The organism is Mesorhizobium sp. WSM4898 (genome assembly GCF_029625845.1).
Classification (GTDB): domain Bacteria; phylum Pseudomonadota; class Alphaproteobacteria; order Rhizobiales; family Rhizobiaceae; genus Mesorhizobium.
On record NZ_JARTVQ010000003.1, the window covers coordinates 147,444 to 170,195 of the forward strand.

Below are 22,752 nucleotides of genomic sequence, written 5' to 3' on the forward strand. Positions count from 1 at the left end.
GCATGCGCTACGAACTGATGCTGCCGCACCAGATCCGCAAGGCGATCGAGGAGAACTGGCCGGTCGCGCTGCCGCTCGGCGTGCTCGAATACCATGGCGAGCACATGGCGGTCGGCATGGACACGCTGGCCGTCATCAAGACGCTCGAGCTTATCGAGAAGGAGCGGGACATCGTCATCCTGCCGCCCTTCTATTATGGCGCGGCGAGTTATGCCGTGGCGCCACCGGAAGGCAGCGGCTCGGTGCAGGTCGGCGGTCCGGTGCTGGCGCCCTTTGCGGAGGAATTGTTCTACGGCCTGCTGCGCATCGGCTTCCGCAACATCCACGCCATCATCCATCACCAGACCGAGAATTTCGTTGCCGGCATGCCGACCGATCTCGCCTTCAAGACCGCCGGCCGGCAGGCAATTTTCCGCTTCCTGGAGAAGGAACGCGGCGAGGGCTGGTGGGGCTCGGACACGATGGTCGATTACTATGCCGGCCATGCCCCGGGCGAGAACGTCTTCAACTGGGTGCAGGTGCACCCGCTGATGCCGGCCACAATGACCGGCAAATATCCGTTCGACCATGCCGGCATCGGCGAGACATCGCTGATGCAGGCGCTATGTCCCGAAGCGGTGGATGCCGGTCATTTCGCGGACAATACCGGCTGGTACACAAAAGGCGCATCGGATGCGTCGGCCGAGCTGGGCCGGAAGGGTGTGGCGATGATCCTCGAGCATTTGCGGGCGATATTGCGGGTCTAGCTCAACTTCTCCCCACAAGAAGGGGGAAGGGCACGGCGCCTACTTCACCGAACCGGCCGTCATGCCCATGATCAGATAGCGTTCGAGCGCGATGCCGATGATCGCCAGCGGCGTGATGGCTGCCGTCGCCAGGGCTGCCATCGACCACCAGTTGATACCTTGCGAGCCGGTCTGGCTCGCCACCATCACGGGGATGGTCTTGGCATCCGTCGACGTCAGAAGGGCGGCGAAGAAATATTCGTTCCAGCAGAGCACCATCGCCAGGATGAAGGCGGCGACCATGCCGGGGAGCGCGATCGGCATGACAATGCGGAAGAAGGCGCCCCAGATCGACAGGCCGTCGACGAGTGCCGCCTCCTCGAGCTCGACGGGAATGGAGTTGAACTGGTCGCGCATGATCCAGATGACGATCGGCAGCACCATCAGCGTGTAGAGGAGCACAAGGCCGATGCGGGTGTCGAGCAGGGCCACTTCGCGGTAAAGCACCAGGAAGGGCAGCGCCAGCACCACGGGCGGCAGGATCAGCTGCGAGAGGAAGAAGAAGGAGATATCCTCGTTCTTGAACCAGGCGAACTTGTAGCGGTAACGCGTCAGGCCATAGGCGGCCAGGCTGCCGATAATGATGGCGAGGCTCGACGCGCCGACAGAGGTAATGACCGAGTTCATGAAGCGTTTCAGGAACTCGTCGCGCACCGTCGAGGTCTGGACGATCGAATCCGGCGACAGGCCGAGTGAGCGCCAGCCCTTCCAGTCTGGCTGGAAGTCGACGAAGGGGATGAGGTGCCCCTGCGTGACATCGACCGCCGACTTGAACGAAGTGGTGATCGTCCAATAGATCGGGAACAGGCAGACGAAGGACCAGAACACCAGGGCGCCATAGATGAAGACGCGGCTGGCGAGGAAGGCCGCCGGGGAGCGGATATCGGAAACGGTATATTCGGTGGTCTGGACGCTCATATGGACGCTCAGTTGACGTTGCGCACGAAGCGACTGGCGAGCTTCAGCAGCCAGGTGACGAACACGACGATGATGATCAGATAGACCATGGCGAGCATGGTGCCGTAGCCGACATTCGAACGGTCGCGATATTCGCGGTAGATGAAGCTCGAAACGGAATCGGTGGCGCCGCCGGGCCCGCCGGACGTCACCGTAATGATGATGTCGGCGAGCTTCAGCTTGAAGATGATGCGCAGGATCACCGCCGTCACGGACACGGGCAGCATCAGCGGGAAGGTAACCTGCCAGAAGGTCTGCCATGTCGTCGCGCCGTCGACGCGCGCCGCCTCGATCACCTCACGCGACATGGCCTGCAGGCCGGCGAGCAGCATGATCATCATGAACGGAATGAAGGTCCAGGCGTCGAGCACCATGATCGAGATGCGCGCGATGATCGGGTCGGAGAAGAAGGCGGGATTGTCCCAGCCGAGATGGCGCGCCAGCGTCGATGCCGGTCCGAACCGGTATTCCATCAGCGACTTGCCAACCATCCAGGAGACCGCCACCGGCGACAGCATGAGCGGCAGCAGGAAGACCACACGGAAGAATTTTCTGGCGCGGATCTGCGCGTTGAGCAGCAGCGCCAGTCCGAAGGCGATGACATATTCGACCAGCACCGCCAGCACATAGAGGACCATGTTGAAGAGCGCGTTGCGGTAGTAGGGGTCGGCCAGCATCTGCCAGAAATTGTCGAGACCGTTGAACCTGCGGCCAGCGAAGGAGCTGAGGTTCCAGTCGGTCAGCGCGATATAGAAGCCGAACAGCGTCGGGAAGATCACCATGGCGACGGTGAAGAGCAGCGCCGGCAGCAGGAACAGCGCGCGCTGGCCGTCCTCGCCGCGCGTCAGCACTTGCCAGGCGCCGAGCGCCACGCCCCACAGCACATAGGCGTAGACCACCGGACGCCAGGTATAGAAGCCGATCGTGTCGACCTCAGTCTTGTAAAGGATCTGCATGACGATCGTCGCCAGCAGCACGAGCGTCGCGGCGATCATCAGGGCCCAGCCGAGGCGCTTGCGGCCGGGAGGGATCAGATCGGCCGCTGCGGAGTTAGCCGGCCATGCATTGGCGGTTGAAGTCTGCTCAGCCACGCCTCTCGCCTCTACCTTGCTTTGATGCAATTCCGGAGGAAAACCGCTTCACGCTTTTCCTGGAATTGCTGGAAGTCCAAATGACCGGCCATTGCCGGTCAACATGCGGCCCGGCGACGAGGTCGCCGGGCCGCGACTTCTCACGGGACAGCCTACATGCCGAGCGAGGCTTTGTAGAGCTTGATTTGGTTCTCGCGGCCGATCTGGTCGGTCAGCTTCTCCCAGGCGGCGGCGATGGCATCCGCACCTTCCTGCGCCTTCATCTTGCCGGCGAAGGTGTTGGCCAGGATGTCCTCGGCGGCGCTGTAGTACTGGAAGATGCCGGGGATGCGCGGCTCGATCGCGGCGTTCGGATGGTTGTAGGAGTCGCCCTCCGACTTCAGATAGGAGGTGATGAAGGCCTCGTCATAGCCGGCCGCCACCCATTCCGGAATGTTGAAATGGGAGTTGCGGTAGGGCTGGAAGCCGGAAGGATAGGCCGCGCACCACAGCGACAGATCCTTGCCGCCGAGATGGGCCGCCGCCGACCACGCCGCCTTCTTCTTCTTCTCGTCGCTGTCGACGCGGGCCATGACATAGACGCCCCAGCCGAGATAGGCGCAGTTCGGCGCATAGTTCGGGCCGCTGGCCAGCTTGTCCCACTTGCCGGTCTTCGAATTGTAGACGTCGTCCGAGCCCGGCAGGATCGAGAAGCCGGTGACGTCGCCGATGACCGAGGAGTCGTTGGTCTTGACGTTGGAGCCGATATCGCCCCACCACGGGATCATCGAGCCAGTGCCGGCCAGGAACTGCTGGAAGCCGGTGGTGTTCGGATCGGCGTTGATCTGATCCGGCGGCTCCGAGGGCAGGGCGTCGATGACGTCCTGGATGGCCCGCACCCAAGCCGGGTTGTTGATGCGCGGCTTCATCGTATCCGGATCGAACAGCCAGGCCTTGTCGTCGGGGTGCTTGGCATAGGCAGAGGCGCGGCTGCCGAGGAAGTAGAAACCGAAGCCGCCCCAGGGCTTGGGCGCGTCGAGATAGCCATAGACGTCCTGGCCCTTGAACTGCTTGCCCTTGAGGAACTTGGTGACGGCCTGCACTTCCTGCCAAGTCTTGGGCACGCCCCATTCGGTCGTCGCGCCGCTCTCCTTCCAGGCCTTGGCGAGGTCGGGATCGGAGAATACGTCGGTGCGGTAGTTGAAGTTGTGCGTATCGCCGTCGATGGTCACGCGATACTGCTTGCCGTCCCAGGTGCCAACCGGCGGCTTGAGGTAGTTGACGAGATCGTCCATGTCGATCTGCTTCTTGACCCAGTCGGGCATCTCCGAGGTGAGGCCCTTGCCGCAGACGTCGCCCTCGAAGGGCGCACCCATCTCGATGATGTCGAAGTCGACGGTTTTGGTCGCGATCGACTGTTGCAGACGGGCGTTGTAGTCGGCCTGGGCGAGGTCGATCCAGCTGATCTTGGCGCCGGTATAGGCCTCCCACGGCTTCAGGAAGCCGCGGAACAGCACGTTGTGCAGGTTCTGGTTGTTGAGGCCCATGAAGGTGAGCTCGACACCGGCGAACTCGCCTTGCTTGACGTTGGCCTTGGTCGCTTCCAGGCAGAGCTCACCGACTTTCTGGAAGTCGGCGTCCGTCGGCTGGCCTTTGCCGACGCCGGGTATCTGCAGGATTTTCGCGCGCAGGTCGTCGGCGGCAGCCGCCGGCCTGGTCAGCGCGCCAAGCCCCGTGCCGGACGCCGCTGCGAGCGCCGCCATGCTGGCCGCGCCCTTCAGCAAATCGCGGCGGGTCGCCCCGGCACGCACCAGTTTTTCGTAAAGATCGACTCTCATCTCAAGGTTCCTCCCAGAACTTCAGTCGTGAATTGATTCTGCCAATCTCTCGACGTCGAAACGTCTGCGGTTCTCCTATACCATAGGGCAGCGTGGGACCCCACCCTGCGTCGCCTGGAGATCCGATTTTCGGGACAAGGACCGGCATTCGGATTGGCACTCGTCACTATTCGCGTAATCGATTACCTTGTCAACAAGATTGGCTTTTTATCTATAAGATACCGACTTGCCCTTGCCGTTGGCAATGGCTAGCTTCACCGAAAAAGATAGGGGAGACAATGGCTCAAGTCGCGATCGCCAATGTGGCCAAGGCTTTCGGAACCGTCAAGGTTCTACATGAGGTCAGCGTCGATATCGCCGACGGTCAATTCGTCGTCCTGGTCGGCCCTTCGGGCTGCGGCAAGTCCACGCTGCTGCGGATGGTGGCGGGGCTGGAAACGGTTTCCGGCGGAACGATTTCGATCGGCGACCGCATCGTCAACAACCTGCCGCCGGCCAAGCGCGACATCGCCATGGTGTTCCAGAACTACGCGCTCTATCCGCACAAGACGGTGGAGCAGAACATGGCTTTCGCGCTGAAGCTGCGCGGCACCGATCCGGCCATCGTCGCCGAGCGGGTGAAGCGTGCGGCCGACATCCTCGACCTCAATCCCTATCTCAAGCGCTATCCGCGCCAGCTTTCCGGCGGCCAGCGCCAGCGCGTCGCCATGGGCCGCGCGATCGTGCGCAACCCGCAGGTGTTTCTGTTCGACGAGCCGCTCTCAAACCTCGATGCCAAGCTGCGCGTGCAGATGCGCACCGAGATCAAGGAACTGCATCAGCGGCTGAAGACCACCACCATCTACGTCACACACGACCAGATCGAGGCCATGACCATGGCCGACAAGATCGTGGTGATGCGCGACGGCCGCATCGAGCAGATCGGCGCGCCGCTGCAACTGTTCGACCGGCCGGCCAACCTGTTCGTCGCGGGCTTCATCGGCTCGCCGGCGATGAACCTGCTCAAGGGCACGGTGAAGAAGGGTGAAAGGTCCGAGGTCGACATAGCAGGCTCGGCCTTTCCGATGCCTGCCAGCATCGCCGCGGCGGACGGCCAGGCCGTCGTCTATGGCGTGCGGCCCGAGCATCTGGAGATCCATCCCGACGGTGTGGCGTCCACGATTTCGGTGGTCGAGCCGACCGGCTCGGAAACGCTGGTGTTCGTGCGCTTCGGCGAGGGCGAGATGGTGGCGCTGTTCCGCGAGCGTCACGACTTCAAGCCTGGCGATACGCTGAAGCTCAGGCCGCGGCTCGACCATGTCCATCTCTTCGACGCAGGGACCGGCAAGCGTCTCTGACCGCAAACACACATCGAGGAAACCATGCTCAAAGGGATCAATCCGCTGCTCAACGCCGACGTGCTCCAGGCACTGCGGGCGATGGGGCACGGCGACGACCTGATCATCGCCGACACCAATTTCCCATCCGACTCCGTCGCCAAGCAGACGGTGCTCGGCAAGCTGCTGCGCATCGATGCACCGGCGGCTGGAGTCGTGAAGGCGGTGCTGTCGCTCTATCCGCTGGACAGCTTCGTCAACGACGCGGCCGCGCGTATGGAGATCGTCGGCAAGCCGAACGAGATCCCGCCGGTGCAGAAGGAGGTGCAGCAGGAAATCGACGCGGCCGAGGGCAAACCCTGGCCGATGATCTCGATCGAGCGCTACGCCTTCTACGAGCGGGCCAAGAAGGCGTATTGCGTCATCCAGACTGGTGAGCGCCGCTTCTATGGCTGCTTTGCCTTCCGCAAGGGCGTCATTCCGCCGGATGCGGAGTAAGGAGATGTCCGCCAGCAAGCCAGTCGTCATCCTGGGTGTCTTCGTCGCCGACACCGCCTATCGCGCCGACCGCCAGCCGCGCATGGGCGAGACGATCCTCGGCAATTCGTTCAAGCTCGGACCCGGCGGCAAGGGCTCGAACCAGGCGGTCGCAGCCGGCAAACTCGGCGCCGACATCACCTTCCTGACCCGGCTCGGCATCGATGCCTTCGCCGACATGGCCAAGCAGACGTGGAAGGATGCGGGCGTCAAGAGCGCGGTCATCGACACGCCGGACAGCTACACCGGGGCGGCTTATATCTTTGTCGAGGAGGGCAGCGGCAACAACGCCATCATCGTCAGCCCGGGTGCTGCGATGCTGATCTCGTCCGCTGACATCGAGGCGCATGCTGACCTGATCCGCTCGGCGGGCGTCTTTGTCACCCAGCTCGAGCAGCCGATTGACGCGGCGCTGAAAGCTTTGCAAATCGCGCGCGGGGCAGGGGTGACTACCATTCTTAACCCGGCGCCGGCCGCCACCCTGCCGGACAGCATCTACGCGCTTTGCGACTACGTCACACCCAACGAGTCCGAGGCCGAGGGGCTGACCGGCATCGCCGTCTCTTCGGTCGACGATGCCCGCCGCGCCGCCGACAGCCTGCTGGCAAAGGGCGTCGGCGCCGTTATCGTGACGCTTGGCGAGAAGGGCGCGCTGCTGCACACCAGGGAGCGATCCGATCACGTCGGCGCCGTCACTGCCGGCCCTGTAATCGAAACCACGGGGGCGGGCGACGCCTTCAATGGCGGACTGGCGGCAGCGCTTGCCAAGGGCGTCGAGCCGCTGGAGGCGGTGCGCTTCGCCTGTGCCGTCGCAGGCATTTCGGTGACCCGGCCGGGTACCGCGCCTTCGATGCCGACGCTCCAGGAAGTCGAGGCGCTGCTGGCGCGCGGTTGAAGCCGCCAAATCTCGCGTGGCGTTTCAGCGGCGCTAGCCGGCCATCGGCTTGGCCACAACTCACAGAAGTTGGTCTCTCACGGCCCCCAGGGTTGCATATTAGCCACGGTTAATATTAATCGGCGCCAACGCCTTGCATCAACGGCATAGGTGTCCCGTAATGGGCCACCGTGTCTGGCATCGCAATTGCACTGTCAGCAATGCCGGGGTGGACCGTGCCTCGGTAGCCGGGGGGCTATTTTGGGGGGCCCGCCGCTCCGCGATGGAGCGGCGGCGCTTTAAGGGTCGAGGGTACTGGCGATGTATTTTCCGCAATTTCTGGTGGGCATGTTCGCGACGTCGTTCACCGTCGCAATCTGGGTCGGGTTGCAAACCGGCTCCGCCTGGAAGGCGCTCGGCTGCGCTATGCTTGCAATGATCATTCTCCAGATTGGATATGCCGGACTGGTCATGCGGCTCATCTACAAGCGGGGATCGCAAGGCACTGGAGCTGACTTTATATCGGCAAATGCGGCGCCACCGGTGCAGCGAGCGCGTCCACACTAGAGGGCTCACCCTCCCGAGCGAGTGCAGACCGTAAACCCTTGGCGACGACCAAACCGTCCCGCCCTTCTCATGGAACTGCGCGACCGGGCAGCAGTTCGAGCCGACAAGGCTTTCAAGACCTGGGTTTTCGGAAACGTAAAGCCGTTGCGATTACGTGCCATGGCTTGATGACCGGGGCCGGCCAAGGCTGGCTCAACCCGCCAAACGCGCCTGCGGAACGCAAGCAGTGCCAGCGCGTTCACCGTCTTGACCAGCACAGGCAGCCTGGTTTCCCGGAACGGTGAGATGAAAAACCCCTATAAAAAGCCCACGCTTGTAAAGCGCGAGAAGCTCACCGCCCGAACCGCGCAGATTGTCGCCTCCGGTGTGATATTGGGCGAGTGAACAGGGGCGCCGAAGCGCAGCTGAAGAATTTTGCTGCTCACTGCAGGCTGGCCGCTCGGTGACTGCTCTAGAGGGCCGGGCCTGGCCGAATGGCGCTTCCGTCAGAAAAGCGCGACAGGCGAAAGCGGGTGAGATCGTGCCCGATCTGGTTTCCCTGGATCATGTCGGCGACGACGCGGCCGATTCCGGGTCCGATACCGAAGCCGTGACCGCTCATGCCGGTTGCGACAACGAGGCCAGCTATCGCCTGCACTTTGTCCACTATAGGAACGACATCCGGCATCGCGTCGATCATGCCAGCCCAGCTTGCCTTTAGGCGCACCGCGTCGAGCTGTGGGAACAGGCGCCTGAAATTGCGCTCGATGGAACGCAGACCAGAACGTTCGGGAGCCGGATTTAGCACCCGCATTCTTTCGAAAGGACTTTGCGAATCCGGCCCCCAGTGCCGCGGCGTCGACCAGCCATCCGGGTAGCCCGCCGGCGCAGCCGGCGAATAGCGAGAGCCGAAAGGATTGGCCATAAGCGCGGGAAGGTATTTCCCCGCATGCCGGAATGCGTCCGGGCCAAGGTGGAGCAAATGACTGCCTCCGGCAGCGAGCGTGTATCCGCCATCCTGACGGCGTCTGAAAGCAATATGCTCTCCTGCCGCGGCTCCTGCATAGACTTCAGGCATCGGCTCGGTTGCCGCGACGGTCGACCTTACACTGAGCTGGGGAATGGAAACGCCATGTCTTCTCAGGAACAGGGAAGACCACGCACCGCTGGCGAGCAGAACGCCCGACGTCTCGATGTGACCCGCCTCTGTCCACACACCGCTGATCCTCCCGGCCGAGATTTCCAGGGCTCGCGCCGCGCAATTCTCCACAATCTTGACGCCCCTGCGGGCGGCAAGCCGGGCGAGTGCCGGCACGGCCAGCCAAGGCTCCGCCCGCATGTCGGAAGGCGTTGTCATCGCGCCCTTGAAACTGCGCGACATGCCTTTGATGAGACCGGCGGTTTCGCGTGCGTTCAGCAGGCGCGTGTCGATCTCATGGACGGCAGCGATCTTCATGAATTTTTCGAAGCGGGCCACTTCGCGGTCGGAGCTTGCCAGGTAAGTCACGCCGGTCTGCTTCAAGCCGATGTCTTCGCCGCATTCCTCGGCCAGCTGCCGCCAATGACGCGACGCCTCGATCACGATCGGCAGTTCGTCCGCATCGCGTCCCTGTTTGCGGATCCATCCCCAATTGCGGGAGGACTGTTCGGCAGCGATGCGTCCCTTTTCCAACAGCGTCACCGAGATGTTGCGCCGCGCAAGAAAAAGCGCTGTCGTGACGCCGATAACGCCGCCACCGATAATCACCACGTCAGCGCTTTTAGGTGGGGGGCCGGGAAATTGAATCGGATCTGCTTCGGAGAACGGGAAAGTAGGCAAGGGGAGAATCCTGAAAAGGCTGCGTCAGCTATGGCCCACCGGCAGCCAACCTTTCTTGAGGCAGTTCTGGGGAAGGTGGAGCACAGGCGCCTGACGAGCGGCTCCCGTAGTCGCCAATTCAGACGCGGTGGATCGCGAATGTTGGCCGCAGCGAATACAAAAAGTTGAAACTCTCCGGAAAATGAAAGTTCAAGCTTTTGAAGAGCAGGGCCTAAACCCTTGAAAAGACTGGCGCGAGTGACGGGGCTCGAACCCGCGACCTCCGGCGTGACAGGCCGGCACTCTAACCGACTGAGCTACACCCGCGCACTGACGAGCACGTGTCAGGCGTGTTCGTCGTTGGGGCGCTGGATAAGGGGTTCGTTTGCGGGTGTCAAGCGCGGCATGTGAGCATAACAGCAATCAGCAGAAGGTTTTTTGACAAGTGCGCCGGCATTGGCGAAATCCCGTCCGATAGCGGGTGCGCCGGCTGTTCATTGGGCCTTGCGAATAGAGCTCTAACTGCTTAAAGGTCCGGCCCGGAGCGGGCGATTAGCTCAGTTGGTAGAGCGCTTCGTTTACACCGAAGATGTCGGCGGTTCGAGCCCGTCATCGCCCACCACTTTCCCGGCACAATCAAGAACTCACGGCGGCGTCAGGCGGAAATCCTGGCCTTCGGGCAGGAGCTGGCCGCCATCGACGACGATCGTCGTGCCGGTGATGTAGCTGGCGTCGTCGGAGGCCAGGAACAGGAAGGCGTTGGCGACGTCGCGCGGCGTGCCGAGACGTCCGAGCGGCACGGCGTCCTCCATGCTCTTGATGAAGGCGGCATCGCGGTGAAGCTTCATGCCTTCGGTCAGGATGTTGCCAGGCTCGACGCCGTTAACGGTGATGCCATAGCCGGAAAACTCCAGCGCCGCCGAGCGGATGAAGCCGTTGATGCCGGCCTTGCTTGCCGAATAATGGCCGTGGCCGGGGCTGCTCACCTGCGGGCCGGTAATGGAAGAGGTGAAGAGCATGCGACCGCTGCCCTGAGCCTTCATCGGTGGAAGCGCTGCCCGGGCGGCGTTGAAGCTGCCGCGCAGATTGACCGCCATGACCCGGTCCCAATCTTCCGGGCTGGTGTTCTCGATCAGTTGCCAGGGATAGATGCCGGCGTTCTGGACGATGATGTCGAGGCGGCCGTGACGCTGCAGCGCCAATGCCACCACCGCTTCGGCGTCGGCCATCTTGGAAATATCGGTGCGGATGAAGGCGGCACCAAGTTCGTCGGCGCTCGCTCTGCCGGCTTCGGCTTCACTGTCGGCCAGCACAAGGCTGGCGCCTTCCTCGGTGAAGCGCTGGGCTATGCCCCTGCCGATGCCACGCGCGGCCCCGACGATCACCGCCACCTTGCCTTCGATGCTTCCGGTCATGCCAGCCGTCCTGTCATGCGAGTCTTTGGCGAATGGTTTGCTTGAAAGCGTCGAGAAGCACGGCCGCCAGCACCAGCAAGCCGTGGATGACCTGGGTGAAGTTGGCCGGCAGGGCCATGAGGTTGATGGCGGTGTTGATGGCCGACAGAAGCAGCACGCCGGCATAGACGCCGGGCAGGGTGCCGACGCCGCCTTTCAGGCTGACGCCGCCAATGACGACGGCGGCGAAGGCGTTGAAGAGCAGGCCGACGCCGAGATTGGCGGTGGCGCCGGAGGTGCGGATGGCGAGCAGCCAGCCGGCGAGGCCGGCGATGGCGCCGGCAAGGACGAAGGCGATGATCAGGTTGCGATTGACGCGGATGCCGGCACGGAAGGTCGCGGTCTCGTTGCCACCGATCATCACCAGATGCCGGCCGAACGGCGTCTTGGCGAGAATCAGCGAGAAGACGACGAAGCAGCCGACAGCGATCCAGGCGGTGAGCGGCAGGCCGGCGAGCCGCTGGATACCGAACCAGCGGATGGCCGGCGCCAAATCCTGCGCCGAGCGTCCGCCGGAAACGACAAGCACGAGGCCGCGCACCCAGATATAGGAGGCAAGCGTGATGATGAAGGCGCTCATCTGCAGCCTGACGATGAGGAAACCGTTGATGACGCCGATAATGGCTCCCACCGCCAGGGCTGCGGCGAGCGAGACCGGCACCATCAGCCAGTCCGGATGCAACTGGAGGCCGAGGCCTATGCCTGACGAGCAGAACATGATGCCCACTGCCATGGCGCTGAGCGCCGCGACCGATTCAACCGACAGGTCCATGTGACCGGCAATGATGACCAGCGCCAGGCCGATCGACATCACGCCCAGCACGCTCGATGCCTCGACGATGTTGGCGAAGATGCCGAGCTGGAAGAAGTTCGGAATGAGGGTCGAGAACACGGCCAGCACGAAGACCAGCATGAACCAGACGAGATTGTCGAGCACAAGCTCGAGACTGTGGCGGGTGCGTGGGCTCATCGGCCGATCCGGTTAGCGTCGGATTTGAATGTGCGGCTGCCGCGGGGCGGGCCCGCGAGGCTCCGGGCCGGGAGGCCCGGAGCTCGATGGAAAAGGCCTACTCGACGGGCTTAACGGTGTCCGTCGGCGGCTTCAGGTTGCCCCAGAAAGCGGGGTTGTCGACATTCTCCTTGGTTATCGCCGCGCCTGGGATCTTGATGTTCGGGCCCCAGGCTTCCTTGGTCACCACCGACTTCAGGCCGAGCACGTCATATTCGCCGGGCTTGATCTCCTGCTTGTTGACGACCTTGTCCATGAACATGGCGACGGCCGCGGCCTGGGCGTAGAGCGGCTGTTCGACTTCGACGTTGAGCCAACCCTTGCGGATCAGGTCGAGGCCGACCGGCGCGCCGTTCGAGCTCATCATCATCACATCGCCCGGCTTCTTACCGGCGGCCTCCAGCGAGGCAACGCCCGCGACCGAAAGATGCGCAGCGTGGCTGAAGATCAGGTCGATGTCGGGATTGGCCAAGATCTGGTCGGCGACGATGGTGCCGGCGTTGCTCGCCTCCCACTGCATGGCGGGCAGCGAGATGATCTTGACGTCCGGAAACGCCTTCATCTTCTCCTCGAAACCCTTCTGGATGTCGAGCGTGTAGGGATCGCCGGGATCGCCGAGCACCTGCAGGATCTTGCCCTTGACCGAGCCATGCTTGGCCTTCAGCAGCGCTTCGGCCTGCTCCGCCGCAATGTGGCCGATCTCGACCGTGCCGGCGACCGATGTGAAGTCGGACGGCGTGGCGGTGATTTGGCGGTCGAACTCGACCACAGGGATGCCGGCCGCGCGGGCGGCTTCAACGGATGGCTTCAACGCATTGAAATCGACCGCGGCGAGGATGATCGCCTTCGGCTTAAGCGCAATCACGTCGTTCATCTGCGATTGCTGAGCGTCGGTTTTGTTGTCGGCGTTCAGCGTCTTCATCTCGTAGCCGACCTGTTTCAGAAACAGTTCCAGCGCGCTCACCGAGCCGGTCTGGAATTCGTCGAGCAAGGTCGGCACCAGGTAGTAGACGGTACCCTTGGACTGGGCGAATGCCGGCGTGAGCGTGGCAATGGCCAGGGCCAGGATACCGAAGACAGAAAGTAGCATTCGCTTCATGTCGTTCGCTCCTCTTTTCGCCGGACCCCTCATTTGTCCCTCAGCCCGCCGGTCCGGCACCGGCGAGCGTTTCCCCGGTGATCATGTTGATCACCGCATCGGGACTTGTCTTGTTGCGGGCAACGTCGCCCGCCACGACGCCCTGGCGGATCACCACGATCCGGTCGGCGACCTGGAAGGCCTGCTGCATGATGTGGGTGATGATGACGACGCCGATGCCTTGGCTCGCCACCTTGCGGATCATGTCGAGGCCGCGGCGCGTCTGCTCGACGCCGAGCGCGGCGAAGGGCTCGTCGAGCAGCACCAGCTTGCCGCCCCAATGAACGAAACGGTTGAGCTCGATCGCCTGCCGCTGGCCGCCCGAGAGGTGCTCGACCTTGGTGCGCAGCGAGGGAATGCGGGTGCCGGCATTGGCCAGCGCCTTCGCCACTACTGACTCCATGGCGCGCTCGTCGAGCACCGGAACGCCCAGCACCTTGCGGGTGATCTCGCGGCCCATGAAGAAGTTGGCCACCACGTCGACATTGGTGCAGAGCGAGAGGTCCTGGTAGACGGTCTCGATGCCGGCGGCCTTGGCCTCGGCGGGGGTTTTGGCGAGGAACTCCTTGCCTTCGAACAGCATGCGACCCGAGGTCGGCTCGAGTCCGCCGGCAATGATCTTGACCAGCGTCGACTTGCCGGCGCCGTTGTCGCCGAGCAGCGCCACCACCTCGCCGCGCGCGATCGAGAAGCTGATGCCCCTCAGCGCCCGGATGGCGCCGTAATTCTTGGTGACGTTGTCAAGGACCAGCAGGGGTTCGCTCATGCCGCGATGTCTCCGCCGTTCAGAAGGTCGCCTTCGCGCTGCCGCTTGGCGGTGAAGATCTGGCCGAAGCGCGGCGAAAGCACGCCGGAAACGGCAAGTGCCGCGGCGCCGCGCAACACGGCATGCTGCCCGCCCTGCGCCACGAGGATGCGCGGCGCGGCGCGATCCTTGCGAGCCGAAACCGAATTGTGCAGCGGCTCCGCCAATGCAGCCAGGCGTTCGAGCAACTGAGGCGAGGCGAGGCCCCCAAGCACGATCGTCTCGGGGTCGAAAAGGTTCTCGATGACTGCGACGGCGTTGCGGAAGATCGGAGCGACTTCGGCCACCCATCCGGCGTCGTTGCCGTTCCAGCGGCCGCGCGCCTCGAGCGACAGATAGCGTTCGAGGCAGCCCCGGTTGCCGCAGGGGCAAAGCTCGCCTTCCGGAACGACGGGGATGTGTCCGATCTCGCCGGCATTGCCCCAGGCCCCGCGCAGCACGCCGCCGTCATGCACCATGGCGCCGCCAAGCCCGACGCTGAAATAGAGATAGTAGTAGTCGGATCGCTGGAGGCCGAGGCCGTAGAGGCGTTCCCCCATGGCCGCCGCCGCCATATCGGTCTCGAAGAAGGCTGGCAGGCCGGTCGCGGCGGCAAGGCGCTCGCGCAGCGGCACGCCTTTCCAGCCCGCCATTGTGGTCGGTCCGACGAAGCTCATGGACTCGACGCCGAACGGGCCGGGAAGCGCCATGCCGACGCCGATGACCCGTCCTCCGGCGCGGCGCCCGGTCAGATCGGCAACCATGGCGCCGATCGCCTCGAAGGCGAGATCGGGTGTCGGGCTCGGCGCTTCGCGATGGACGCTCTCGATCACGTCGCCGCTCAGGTTGATGAGTGCGGCGTCTATCCCCAGTGGGGTGAGGTGGATGCCGACGGCATAGCCGCCTTCCGGGTTGATGCGCAGCGTGGCCGGCGGCTGGCCGCGGCCCTTCGGTTCCTCGCGGACCGACAGTATGTAACCCTGTTCCTCCAACTCGCGCACGATAGTCGAGACCGTCTGAACGGTGAGCCCGACGTGCTGCGCGATGTCGCCGCGGGCGATCGGACCGAAGCGGCGGATGGATTCGAGCACGATGCGCCGGTTGTACGGCCGCCCGAACTCCTGATTGGTTCCCCGCAACGCCATGGCTTGCGCTCCTGACGGCTTCAAGGTTCGCAGAGAAGATTTATTCAGTCAAATGGAATTCAAAAATAATTGCCCGGTTTCCCGACCGGAGCAAGTTTCCCTGCGGCCCCGGCGCTTGCGACCCGGGCAGTGTGCGGAAAGCTAGTATCTGATGACGCGACGCTCGATCAGCACGACGATGCAGAAAAGCGCGATCGACAGCGACGAGGACAGCACGATCGCGGCGTAGAGCCGGTCGGATTGATAGTTGAACGTCGCCTGGATGATCAGCGCGCCGAGGCCTTTGTCCGAGCCGATCCATTCGCCGACGATGGCGCCGATTATCGCAGTGGCCGAGGCGATGCGCAGCGAGGAGAACAGCATCGGCAAGGCGCGGGGCAGGCGCAGAGCCCAGAAGATCTCCGAGCGTGTCGCCGACAGCACGCGGAACAGCTCGTGTTCGTTGTCGCTTGCCGAATCCAGGCCCCGGATCATGTTCACCAGGGTCGGGAAGAAGCAGATCACGGCGGCGATGACGATCTTTGGCGTCATGCCGAGGCCGAAGATCAGGATGATGATCGGCGACAGCGCCAGGATCGGAATGGTGTTGAAGAACAGCACGATCGGGAAATAGGCGGCCTGCAGGATGCGGCTGTGCACGAAGACCACGGCAAGCAGCACGGCGGCGAGATTGCCGATGACGAAGCCCGCCAGCGCCTCGATCAGCGTCGGTCTGAGATTGTCGATGAGCAGGGCGAAATTCTTCTGGAAGACGCCGAAGATCGCCGTCGGCGTCGGCACGATATAGGCCGGCACGCCGAGCAGCGGCAGGAGATACTGCCAGGCAATCAGGATCGACGCCGCGCCCAGAACCGGAAGTGCAATCGCCATTTGCGGGGCAAGCGGCGCCGGTCTCACGATGCGCGCTCCAGCGCTGCACGCAACTCGGCCATGGCGCCGACGATCGCCGCATCCTCGCGCTTGCAGCGGTTGCCTTCCTGCTTGAAGGGCCGCAGGTCGAGGTCCTTCACCACCCGTCCCGGATTGGCAGCCAGCACAATGACGCGCTCGCCGAGATAGGCGGCTTCGGCGATCGAATGGGTGACGAAAAGGATCGTTGTGCCGGTGCGCCGCCAGAGCGTCAGCAATTCGTCGTTGAGGCGATCGCGCGTGATCTCGTCCAGCGCGCCGAACGGCTCGTCCATCAGAAGCAGCCTGGGCTCGCTAAGCAGGGCGCGCGCGATGGCGACGCGCTGGCGCTGGCCCCCCGAAAGCTGATGCGGCAGGCGTTCACCGAGTCCGCCAAGCCCCATCAGCTCCAGCAGTTCGCTGCTGCGGTCATCGATCTTGCGTGTGAGGCTGCGCTGGCCGACGCCGAGCGGCAGGCGCACATTGTCGCGCACCGTGCGCCAGGGCAGCAGGGTGGAATCCTGGAAGACGAAGCCGACGTCGCGGCGCGAGCGCACCGCGTGCGGTGTGGCCCCAAGCACGCTGATCGTGCCGTCCAGCGGGTCGAGCAGGTCCGCCACCACGCGAAGTAAGGTCGACTTGCCGCAGCCCGACGGGCCGAGGATCGACAGGAAGGAGCCGGCCGCGACCGTGAGGTCGAGGCCGGACAGCACCTTGACGACCTTCTGCCGGCCGCCATAGCCGACATCGAGCTTCTGCGCTTCGATGGCGTTCGGCATCAGGCCGCGGGCGCGTCGAGCTTGGGCCGGTCCGCGGCCGAAAGCTCCAGGATCTTCGTGGTGTAGACATCTTTGGCGGCCGGGCGTCCGTTCGGGTACTGGCCGACCTTGTCGAGCAGCGTCAATTGCTCCTCGATGGAGGCAGGGTCGAACGTGCCCCAGCCATCTTTGGCGGTCGCGCCGTCGAAGGAGAGTTTCAGCACTAGGTTGACGGTCTTCTCTTCCCAGCCGAGATCCATCTCCGGATACGCGGCGACCATCTTCTTCACCGCTTCCTGGGGGTTGGCGTGAACCCAGCCCCAGCCCTTGCCGACCGCGCCGACGAACTTCGCCAGTGTGTCGGGGTCCTTCTCGATCGCCGCGTCGGTCGCGAAATAGACGTCGGCGTAGGAAGCGAGGCCGAGGTCGCGCACCAGGAGATCGATGCGGTCCTCGCCGACCGCGCTCAGCGCCTGGGTGTTGGTGATCCAGCCGCCGATGGCGTCGACGTCGCCGCGCACCAGAGGCGCCTTGTCGAAGCCGACATTGACGATGGTGACTTCCGACGGGTCGATGCCGTTCTTGGCCAGGATCTCATCGATGACGAAGCGCGCGGTCGGCTGGATGCCGATCTTCTTGCCCTTGAGGTCGGCAACATTGCGGATTGGCTTTCCCGGTTTCGAGGTCAGCGCATAGGGGCCGGTGCGGAAGCCGCAGGCGATGATTTTGATCGGCACGCCGCTGGCGCGCGCCGCATAAAGCTGCGGCGTTTCCGAGAACTGGCCGAGCTGCGCGGCGCCGGAGATCACCGGCGGCACGGTCGAGGCGTTGGGCCCGCCAGGGCTGAACTCCACCTCGAGCCCGGCATCCTTGAAATAGCCGTTGGCGACGGCCGCGATGTCACCGATCTGGCCATTGGACATCAGCCAGTCATACTGGATGACGACCTTGCCGGCGGCCCTGGCGCCCGGCGTCAACACCAATTGCATACCGGCTGACGCGGCTGCGACCGCTGCGAGGCCGCCCTTCACGAAAGCGCGGCGGTTCAATTCGTAGTCTTGGTTCCCACTCATTTTTCGCTCCTGTTGCAGACTTCTTGTCTCTTCTTTCCAAGCGCCGCTCCCTCGGCGCGGCGTCGCTACGGCTGTTGGTCGTGGTAGTCGCCAGGGCCGCCGTCGAGCCAGGCGTAAAGCTCCCAAAGCGTGTCGTCCGGATCGGTGAAATAGGCGCAGCGCGCATTCCAGACGTAGTTTTCGGGCGGTCCATAGAAGGGCACGCCCTTGGCGCTTAATTCGCCGTGCAGCCGGTCGATCTCGGCTGGCGATCCGAGTTGGACGGCGACGCAAACCTTGTGCGCTTGGCGCGGCGATCTCTGGTTCGAGACGCCGGTGTGTCGGTTGATGTGGTCGAGCTCCCAGGCGGCGAGCGTCACGCCCTCGCCATGGAAATCGGCAAAGCCTTCGGCACGCCGACGCAGCCGGAAGCCGAGTTTCCCGACATAGAAGTCGACCGTACGCTCGATATTTTCCACCAGCAGGCAGACGTCGGAGATGCGGGTGAGGTTGGCCGGCATGACTATTTCGTCCCGCCGGTCTTGGAGAGTGGCAGCTTCACGCCGACGCGGTTCGCAGCGCCGATGATGTGCGTACGCATTGCTGCTTCCGCCGCCGCCGGATCGCCCGCCACCAGCGCCTCGTAGATGCGCACATGCTCGCCGACATTGATCTCGACGAGATCGTGCAGCGGGTTGGTCATGCGGGCATAGTGGATCGACTGGCGGATCTGCTCACAGACAAAAGAGATGAAGGTGTGGATGTAGCTGTTGCCGGTCGCCCGCGCGATCTCGCGGTGGAAGAGCAGGTCGGCGTCGATGCTGCCTTCTTCCCAGCGCTCCTCGCCGCCCATGCGGTCGAGCGCCGCCTTGATCGAATCAAGATGCTCCTGCCCGCGCCGCGCCGCGGCGAGCGCCGCCGACTCGGCCTCGAGGATGCAACGCAGCTCGAACAGCCGCTCCATATTGTGGGTATCCTTGAGCGCCTCGCGGTCGATGCGGATCGCCGCCCTTTGCTCGGGCGCCAGCACGAAGGCGCCGATGCCTTGCCGCGCCTCGATCATGCCGTCGGCCCTGAGCTGGGCGATCGCCTCGCGCACCACATTGCGGCTGACGCCGAATTTCTCGGAAAGCTCCTGCTCGGTCGGCAGCCGCGCGCCGGGATTCAACTCGCCGGATTCGATCTCGCGGCTGAGGAAGGCCGCGACCCGGTGCGGCAGGGTTTCGACGGTGCCGATGGCGGCCAGTCTCTGCTTCATAAAAAACGCTCCGTCGAGGGCAGCAGGCAGCCGGGGTTCATCACCCCTTTAGGGTCGAGCGCAGTCTTCAGCGCGGCAACCATGCGGCGATGCGCTGGCGAAAGCCCGGCCCAGAATTCTCGGGCACGGCTGCGGCCGATGCCGTGCTCGGCGCTGATCGAGCCGCCGAGGCCGACGGCGATGTCGTAGAGTCCGGCCGTGATTTCTTCGCCGCGCACCCGCGCTTCGCCATCAGCGAGATCGAGCGGCGGCAGCACATTGAAATGGATGTTGCCGTCGCCGGCATGGCCATAGGCCAGTGCAATCCAGCCCGGATGTTCGGTGGCGACGAAGCGGCGGGCGCGCTCGACAAGGGCAGGGATATCGGAAATGCGCACCGAGAGATCGGTGCGCACGTGGTAGCCGCGCTTCGCCTGGCCCTCGACCAGTCCCTCGCGGATCGCCCAGAAGGCCTTAGCCTGCGCGTTGCTGGTCGCGAGGACTGCGTCGGCCACCAGGCCGCCTTCGAGCGCATCGGTTAGAAAACTGGCGAGCACGCCGTTGAGGTCGATGGTCGGTCCGGAGGACAATTCGATCAGCGCATGGACGGGTCCTGCGACAGGCGCCGTCATTCCAGGATCGACCAGCCGGGCCAAATCGATGCATTCGGAGCCGATGATCTCGAAGGCGGAAATCAGATCGGAGCAGCCGCGGCGCGCTCGGTTGAAAAGGCCGATGGCCGCTTCGAACGAGAGGAGGCCGAGATAGGCGGTCTCGACACGGGCCGGCTTCGGGAACAGCTTGACCTCCACACCGGTAATGATGCCGAGCGTGCCCTCGGAGCCGATGAACAGCTGCTTCAGGTCATAACCGCTGTTGTTCTTGCGCAGCCCGGAAAAGCCGTTCCACAGCTCGCCATCGGCCAGAACAACCTCCAGCCCCAGGATCAGGTCGCGCGCCATGCCGTAGCGCAGCACGTTGACGCCGCCGGCATTGGTCGCGGCATTGCCGCCGATCTGGCAACTGCCTTGTGCGCCGAGCGCCAGTGGGAACAGGCAATCTTCGGCCTCGCTTGCCTCTTTGATCGTCTGCAGCACGCAGCCTGCGTCCGCCTGAAGTGTGAAGTTCGCGCGATCGATCCGGCGGATGGCGTTCAGCCGCTCCAGGCTGACGACTATCACGCCGGCGCTGGTGTCATCGATGGCGCCCGAAACCAAGCCGGTGTTGCCGCCCTGTGGAATGACGCCGAGCCCCAACTCGCCGCACAGACGCATCAGCGCCTGCACCTCCGCCACCGACGCGGGGCGCAGCACGGCCAGCGCGCTGCCTCGATAGTCGCCGGCCCAATCGCCGAGATACTTCGCCATTCCAGCAGTGTCGGCGGTGAGACCGCTCGGCCCCACTGCGTCTTCGAAAACGCTGAGGATTTGCGGTGAGAGGCTGCGAATGGTCATCAGCGGCGCAATCGGTGAGGCGATAGGGTGATGCATATCATCCTACAACTTGAATTGAGTCAATCCAAAGCGAGCGCTGCCAAGCAAAACGGTGGATAAGTCTGGAGGGACCTCAGTCGGCCGCGAGGCGTGCGTTAAAGGTATTGCGCGACCTTTTTGCCGACGGCGAGGAAGCGCAGCGGATCGACCGCCTCGCCGTTGTGGCGCACTTCGTAGTGGAGATGCGGACCGGTCGAGCGGCCGCTGCTGCCGGTCTTGCCGATCACGTCGCCGGCGGCGAGCTTCTGGCCAACCGTCACGTCGATCTCGCTGAGGTGGCCATAGCGCGTCGCAAAGCCGTTGCCGTGGTCGACCTCGACCATGCGGCCGTAGCCGCCGTTCCAGCCGGCCTTGGTGACGATCCCGGCAGCGGTGACCTTCGCCGGCATGCCGATCGGCGCCCTGAAATCCATTCCCGTATGCAGGGCGGCCGTGCCGAGGATCGGGTCGGTGCGCACCCCGAACGGGCTGGTCACAGTATGGCCCGGCGCGGGATTGCTGAGCGGCAGCTTGCGCGCCTCTTTCTTGACTTGATCCAGCGCATCAAGAGCTTCATCCAGCTCTTTGACTTTGCTGTCGAAGATCATTGAAGAATCGAGCGGCACCAGCGGTCCGCCGACACCGTTCTTGTCGAGATCTGTGTCGGCCGGCAGCCCGGCGGCTTGCAGCGCCTGCGAGATCGCGTCGGCGTTGCGGTAGGCATTATCCGCAAGCGTGGTGATACGGGTGAGCTGCTGGTTCTCGATGGCCTTGAGCGAAGCGTTGATCGACACGAAGAGCTTGTCGGCACGATCCGCCGCCGTTTCGTTGTCTAGCGGGTCGGAGCGTGTCGACCACAGGGAGAATGGCCTCGTGTCGCCGGCGCCCAACGATGCGACGGAGTAGGTCGGGGCCTGCGAAAGGCCGCCGGTGATCTCGGCGCGCTCGTCGGGTTTAGTCGCGGTGGCATTGGCTGCGGCGGGCACATCGCCGACCTCGCTCTCGGCGCGTTCGAGGATCGGCCCGAGCCGGCCGTGGCGCTGGCTGAGCTGGGTCTGCCTGGCCAGCAACTCGCTGACCTTGGTCTCCATGAGCTGCTGGTCGAGAAGCTGGCGGCTGGTGATGCGATCGACCTGGGCGCGAAGCGCGGAGATGCGATCCTCATAGGCCTGCTGCATGCGTGCCTGCCTGGCCGTGGTGGCGCCGATCAGGTCATCGCGCAGCACCAGGTAGGAGGTGGCGAGCAGATAGCCGATGGCGATCGCCGCAAGCGCCGACCCGATGAAGGCGGCGAGCCACGGGCGGATGGTGAAATGCCGGATCTCGTTGCCCCGGGCGATAATGACCGTATGGGGCTCCTTGCGCCTGCCGAAGACCGCTGACTGACCGTTTGAATTCACGGGACCAAGCTTTCGTTACGACTCCAACGACAGCTCGATTACACATTATTAGGGTTAACAAAGCTTTGCTGGCCGCGATGTCGGCTTAACCAATTCCCGCAGCGCGGGTGGCAGCTTGCAGGGAAGGAGGCCAGCAAATCGCGGAAGCTTTGGGTCTGCCCCGCTTCAGAGCGCGCGCACCGCCTCCAGCACCTCTTCGGCATGGCCCTTGACGCGCACCTTGCGCCAGATGCGGGCGATGCGTCCGTCCTGGCCGATCAGGAAGGTGGCGCGCTCGACACCCATGTACTTGCGGCCGTACATCGTCTTCTCGACCCACAGATGATAGGCCTCGATCGCCTTGCGCTCCTCGTCTGCGACGAGATCGAGGGTGAGATCGTATTTCGCCTTGAATTTGTCGTGTTTCTTGACGCTATCGGGGGACAGCCCGATGACCACGGCGCCGGCCTTCTCGAATTCCGGCTTCAGCTGCGAGAAGCCGATCGCTTCGTTGGTGCAGCTTGTGGTGTCGTCCTGCGGATAAAAGTAGAGTACGACAGGTTTTCCCCGGATCGCGGCGAGGCTGAGGGAGCCGCCGCCGTCGCGCGGAAGATCGAATTGCGGCGCAACGTCGCCCACGTCGAGTTCAGCCATGTCGATGCCCTTGTTTGCGGTTACGCGCGGATCGAGCATCGATATAACGTGAGGCGGGGAT

General features: G+C 63.9%; 22 protein-coding genes and 2 tRNA genes. 6 read left to right on the forward strand and 18 right to left on the reverse strand.

The annotated features are described in order from the left end of the window. Nucleotides 1–2: 2 nt before the first annotated feature. On the forward strand, nt 3–746 hold the full coding sequence (locus P9228_RS15365) for a creatininase family protein (protein ID WP_278054195.1): 744 nt from the start codon (nt 3–5) through the stop codon (nt 744–746). Between the two features lie 39 nt (nt 747–785). Here P9228_RS15365 and P9228_RS15370 read toward each other — a convergent pair whose 3' ends face one another. The 3 genes from P9228_RS15370 to P9228_RS15380 all read right to left on the reverse strand — a co-directional run bounded on the left by P9228_RS15370 (nt 786) and on the right by P9228_RS15380 (nt 4,650). Then, nucleotides 786–1,703, reverse strand: coding sequence for a carbohydrate ABC transporter permease (locus P9228_RS15370; RefSeq protein WP_066998838.1), 918 nt, complete (start codon nt 1,701–1,703; stop codon nt 786–788). Nucleotides 1,704–1,711: 8 nt separating this feature from the next. After that, nucleotides 1,712–2,833: a sugar ABC transporter permease gene (locus tag P9228_RS15375; protein ID WP_095802242.1), complete on the reverse strand. Its 1,122-nt coding sequence runs from the start codon at nt 2,831–2,833 to the stop codon at nt 1,712–1,714. A gap of 152 nt (nt 2,834–2,985) precedes the next feature. Further along, nucleotides 2,986–4,650 (reverse strand): sugar ABC transporter substrate-binding protein, encoded by a 1,665-nt coding sequence (locus tag P9228_RS15380; protein WP_067328234.1) that lies wholly within the window; start codon nt 4,648–4,650, stop codon nt 2,986–2,988. A 278-nt stretch (nt 4,651–4,928) separates the two neighbouring features. Here P9228_RS15380 and ugpC point away from each other — a divergent pair, with 278 nt between their 5' ends. The 4 genes from ugpC (at nt 4,929) to P9228_RS15400 (ending at nt 7,944) form a co-directional block, all read left to right on the forward strand. Further along, nucleotides 4,929–5,987 carry a sn-glycerol-3-phosphate ABC transporter ATP-binding protein UgpC gene (gene ugpC, locus P9228_RS15385; protein ID WP_067328236.1) on the forward strand — a complete coding sequence of 353 codons (1,059 nt, stop codon included), beginning with the start codon at nt 4,929–4,931 and terminating at the stop codon, nt 5,985–5,987. Nucleotides 5,988–6,011: 24 nt separating this feature from the next. Further along, nucleotides 6,012–6,464, forward strand: a complete 453-nt coding sequence (locus tag P9228_RS15390; protein ID WP_095825238.1) for an RbsD/FucU family protein — start codon at nt 6,012–6,014, stop codon at nt 6,462–6,464. Nucleotides 6,465–6,468: 4 nt separating this feature from the next. Beyond that, nucleotides 6,469–7,398 (forward strand): ribokinase, encoded by a 930-nt coding sequence (rbsK, locus tag P9228_RS15395; protein ID WP_067328238.1) that lies wholly within the window; start codon nt 6,469–6,471, stop codon nt 7,396–7,398. Between the two features lie 300 nt (nt 7,399–7,698). Beyond that, complete coding sequence (locus P9228_RS15400) at nt 7,699–7,944, forward strand: hypothetical protein (RefSeq protein ID WP_067328240.1); 246 nt, start codon at nt 7,699–7,701, stop codon at nt 7,942–7,944. A gap of 451 nt (nt 7,945–8,395) precedes the next feature. On the opposite strand, the gene P9228_RS15405 is transcribed toward P9228_RS15400, so the two are convergent. Beyond that, entirely contained in the window at nt 8,396–9,742 is a 1,347-nt protein-coding gene (locus P9228_RS15405) for an FAD-binding oxidoreductase (protein ID WP_278054197.1), read from the reverse strand. A 229-nt stretch (nt 9,743–9,971) separates the two neighbouring features. After that, nucleotides 9,972–10,048: transfer RNA gene (locus P9228_RS15410), tRNA-Asp, on the reverse strand. A 219-nt stretch (nt 10,049–10,267) separates the two neighbouring features. Between P9228_RS15410 and P9228_RS15415 the strand changes: the two genes are divergently transcribed. Beyond that, nucleotides 10,268–10,343, forward strand: a tRNA-Val gene (locus tag P9228_RS15415). A gap of 22 nt (nt 10,344–10,365) precedes the next feature. Here the strand turns inward: P9228_RS15415 and P9228_RS15420 are convergent. The 13 genes from P9228_RS15420 to P9228_RS15480 form a co-directional block, all read right to left on the reverse strand. Further along, entirely contained in the window at nt 10,366–11,136 is a 771-nt protein-coding gene (locus tag P9228_RS15420; protein ID WP_067328246.1) for an SDR family oxidoreductase, read from the reverse strand. A 13-nt stretch (nt 11,137–11,149) separates the two neighbouring features. After that, entirely contained in the window at nt 11,150–12,145 is a 996-nt protein-coding gene (locus P9228_RS15425; protein WP_067328248.1) for an ABC transporter permease, read from the reverse strand. Nucleotides 12,146–12,242: 97 nt separating this feature from the next. Beyond that, entirely contained in the window at nt 12,243–13,283 is a 1,041-nt protein-coding gene (locus P9228_RS15430; protein ID WP_066995049.1) for a sugar ABC transporter substrate-binding protein, read from the reverse strand. Between the two features lie 40 nt (nt 13,284–13,323). Next, nucleotides 13,324–14,088 carry an ATP-binding cassette domain-containing protein gene (locus tag P9228_RS15435; protein WP_095779583.1) on the reverse strand — a complete coding sequence of 255 codons (765 nt, stop codon included), beginning with the start codon at nt 14,086–14,088 and terminating at the stop codon, nt 13,324–13,326. Beyond that, nucleotides 14,085–15,251 carry an ROK family transcriptional regulator gene (locus tag P9228_RS15440; protein ID WP_095780641.1) on the reverse strand — a complete coding sequence of 389 codons (1,167 nt, stop codon included), beginning with the start codon at nt 15,249–15,251 and terminating at the stop codon, nt 14,085–14,087. The genes P9228_RS15435 and P9228_RS15440 overlap by 4 nt, the downstream gene beginning before the upstream one ends. Nucleotides 15,252–15,392: 141 nt before the next feature. Beyond that, nucleotides 15,393–16,148, reverse strand: coding sequence for an ABC transporter permease (locus P9228_RS15445; protein WP_278054201.1), 756 nt, complete (start codon nt 16,146–16,148; stop codon nt 15,393–15,395). Then, nucleotides 16,145–16,918 (reverse strand): ATP-binding cassette domain-containing protein, encoded by a 774-nt coding sequence (locus P9228_RS15450; protein WP_278054203.1) that lies wholly within the window; start codon nt 16,916–16,918, stop codon nt 16,145–16,147. Before P9228_RS15450 ends, P9228_RS15445 begins: the two co-directional genes overlap by 4 nt. After that, nucleotides 16,918–17,970: an ABC transporter substrate-binding protein gene (locus tag P9228_RS15455; protein ID WP_278054204.1), complete on the reverse strand. Its 1,053-nt coding sequence runs from the start codon at nt 17,968–17,970 to the stop codon at nt 16,918–16,920. Before P9228_RS15455 ends, P9228_RS15450 begins: the two co-directional genes overlap by 1 nt. A gap of 65 nt (nt 17,971–18,035) precedes the next feature. Further along, nucleotides 18,036–18,470, reverse strand: a complete 435-nt coding sequence (locus P9228_RS15460; protein WP_067328264.1) for a VOC family protein — start codon at nt 18,468–18,470, stop codon at nt 18,036–18,038. A 2-nt stretch (nt 18,471–18,472) separates the two neighbouring features. Next, nucleotides 18,473–19,207, reverse strand: a complete 735-nt coding sequence (locus tag P9228_RS15465) for a FadR/GntR family transcriptional regulator (protein WP_066995066.1) — start codon at nt 19,205–19,207, stop codon at nt 18,473–18,475. Further along, the gene (locus P9228_RS15470; protein ID WP_278054206.1) at nt 19,204–20,676 is read right to left on the reverse strand and encodes an FAD-binding oxidoreductase; all 1,473 of its coding nucleotides are present in this window, start codon (nt 20,674–20,676) and stop codon (nt 19,204–19,206) included. Before P9228_RS15470 ends, P9228_RS15465 begins: the two co-directional genes overlap by 4 nt. Before the next feature lie 98 nt (nt 20,677–20,774). Beyond that, nucleotides 20,775–22,058, reverse strand: a complete 1,284-nt coding sequence (locus P9228_RS15475; protein WP_278054207.1) for a M23 family metallopeptidase — start codon at nt 22,056–22,058, stop codon at nt 20,775–20,777. Nucleotides 22,059–22,223: 165 nt separating this feature from the next. Next, complete coding sequence (locus P9228_RS15480; protein ID WP_095779635.1) at nt 22,224–22,691, reverse strand: peroxiredoxin; 468 nt, start codon at nt 22,689–22,691, stop codon at nt 22,224–22,226. Between the last annotated feature and the right edge of the window lie 61 nt (nt 22,692–22,752).

Excerpts from the sequence above, each read along its gene's own strand:
- P9228_RS15365 (WP_278054195.1), top strand. The coding sequence starts at position 3 with ATGCGCTACGAACTGATGCTGCCGCACCAGATCCGCAAGGCGATCGAG.
- P9228_RS15370 (WP_066998838.1), bottom strand. The coding sequence starts at position 1,703 with ATGAGCGTCCAGACCACCGAATATACCGTTTCCGATATCCGCTCCCCG.
- P9228_RS15380 (WP_067328234.1), bottom strand. The coding sequence starts at position 4,650 with ATGAGAGTCGATCTTTACGAAAAACTGGTGCGTGCCGGGGCGACCCGC.
- ugpC (WP_067328236.1), top strand. The coding sequence starts at position 4,929 with ATGGCTCAAGTCGCGATCGCCAATGTGGCCAAGGCTTTCGGAACCGTC.
- P9228_RS15390 (WP_095825238.1), top strand. The coding sequence starts at position 6,012 with ATGCTCAAAGGGATCAATCCGCTGCTCAACGCCGACGTGCTCCAGGCA.
- rbsK (WP_067328238.1), top strand. The coding sequence starts at position 6,469 with ATGTCCGCCAGCAAGCCAGTCGTCATCCTGGGTGTCTTCGTCGCCGAC.
- P9228_RS15400 (WP_067328240.1), top strand. The coding sequence starts at position 7,699 with ATGTATTTTCCGCAATTTCTGGTGGGCATGTTCGCGACGTCGTTCACC.
- P9228_RS15420 (WP_067328246.1), bottom strand. The coding sequence starts at position 11,136 with ATGACCGGAAGCATCGAAGGCAAGGTGGCGGTGATCGTCGGGGCCGCG.
- P9228_RS15425 (WP_067328248.1), bottom strand. The coding sequence starts at position 12,145 with ATGAGCCCACGCACCCGCCACAGTCTCGAGCTTGTGCTCGACAATCTC.
- P9228_RS15430 (WP_066995049.1), bottom strand. The coding sequence starts at position 13,283 with ATGAAGCGAATGCTACTTTCTGTCTTCGGTATCCTGGCCCTGGCCATT.
- P9228_RS15435 (WP_095779583.1), bottom strand. The coding sequence starts at position 14,088 with ATGAGCGAACCCCTGCTGGTCCTTGACAACGTCACCAAGAATTACGGC.
- P9228_RS15440 (WP_095780641.1), bottom strand. The coding sequence starts at position 15,251 with ATGGCGTTGCGGGGAACCAATCAGGAGTTCGGGCGGCCGTACAACCGG.
- P9228_RS15450 (WP_278054203.1), bottom strand. The coding sequence starts at position 16,918 with ATGCCGAACGCCATCGAAGCGCAGAAGCTCGATGTCGGCTATGGCGGC.
- P9228_RS15455 (WP_278054204.1), bottom strand. The coding sequence starts at position 17,970 with ATGAGTGGGAACCAAGACTACGAATTGAACCGCCGCGCTTTCGTGAAG.
- P9228_RS15460 (WP_067328264.1), bottom strand. The coding sequence starts at position 18,470 with ATGCCGGCCAACCTCACCCGCATCTCCGACGTCTGCCTGCTGGTGGAA.
- P9228_RS15465 (WP_066995066.1), bottom strand. The coding sequence starts at position 19,207 with ATGAAGCAGAGACTGGCCGCCATCGGCACCGTCGAAACCCTGCCGCAC.
- P9228_RS15470 (WP_278054206.1), bottom strand. The coding sequence starts at position 20,676 with ATGCATCACCCTATCGCCTCACCGATTGCGCCGCTGATGACCATTCGC.
- P9228_RS15480 (WP_095779635.1), bottom strand. The coding sequence starts at position 22,691 with ATGGCTGAACTCGACGTGGGCGACGTTGCGCCGCAATTCGATCTTCCG.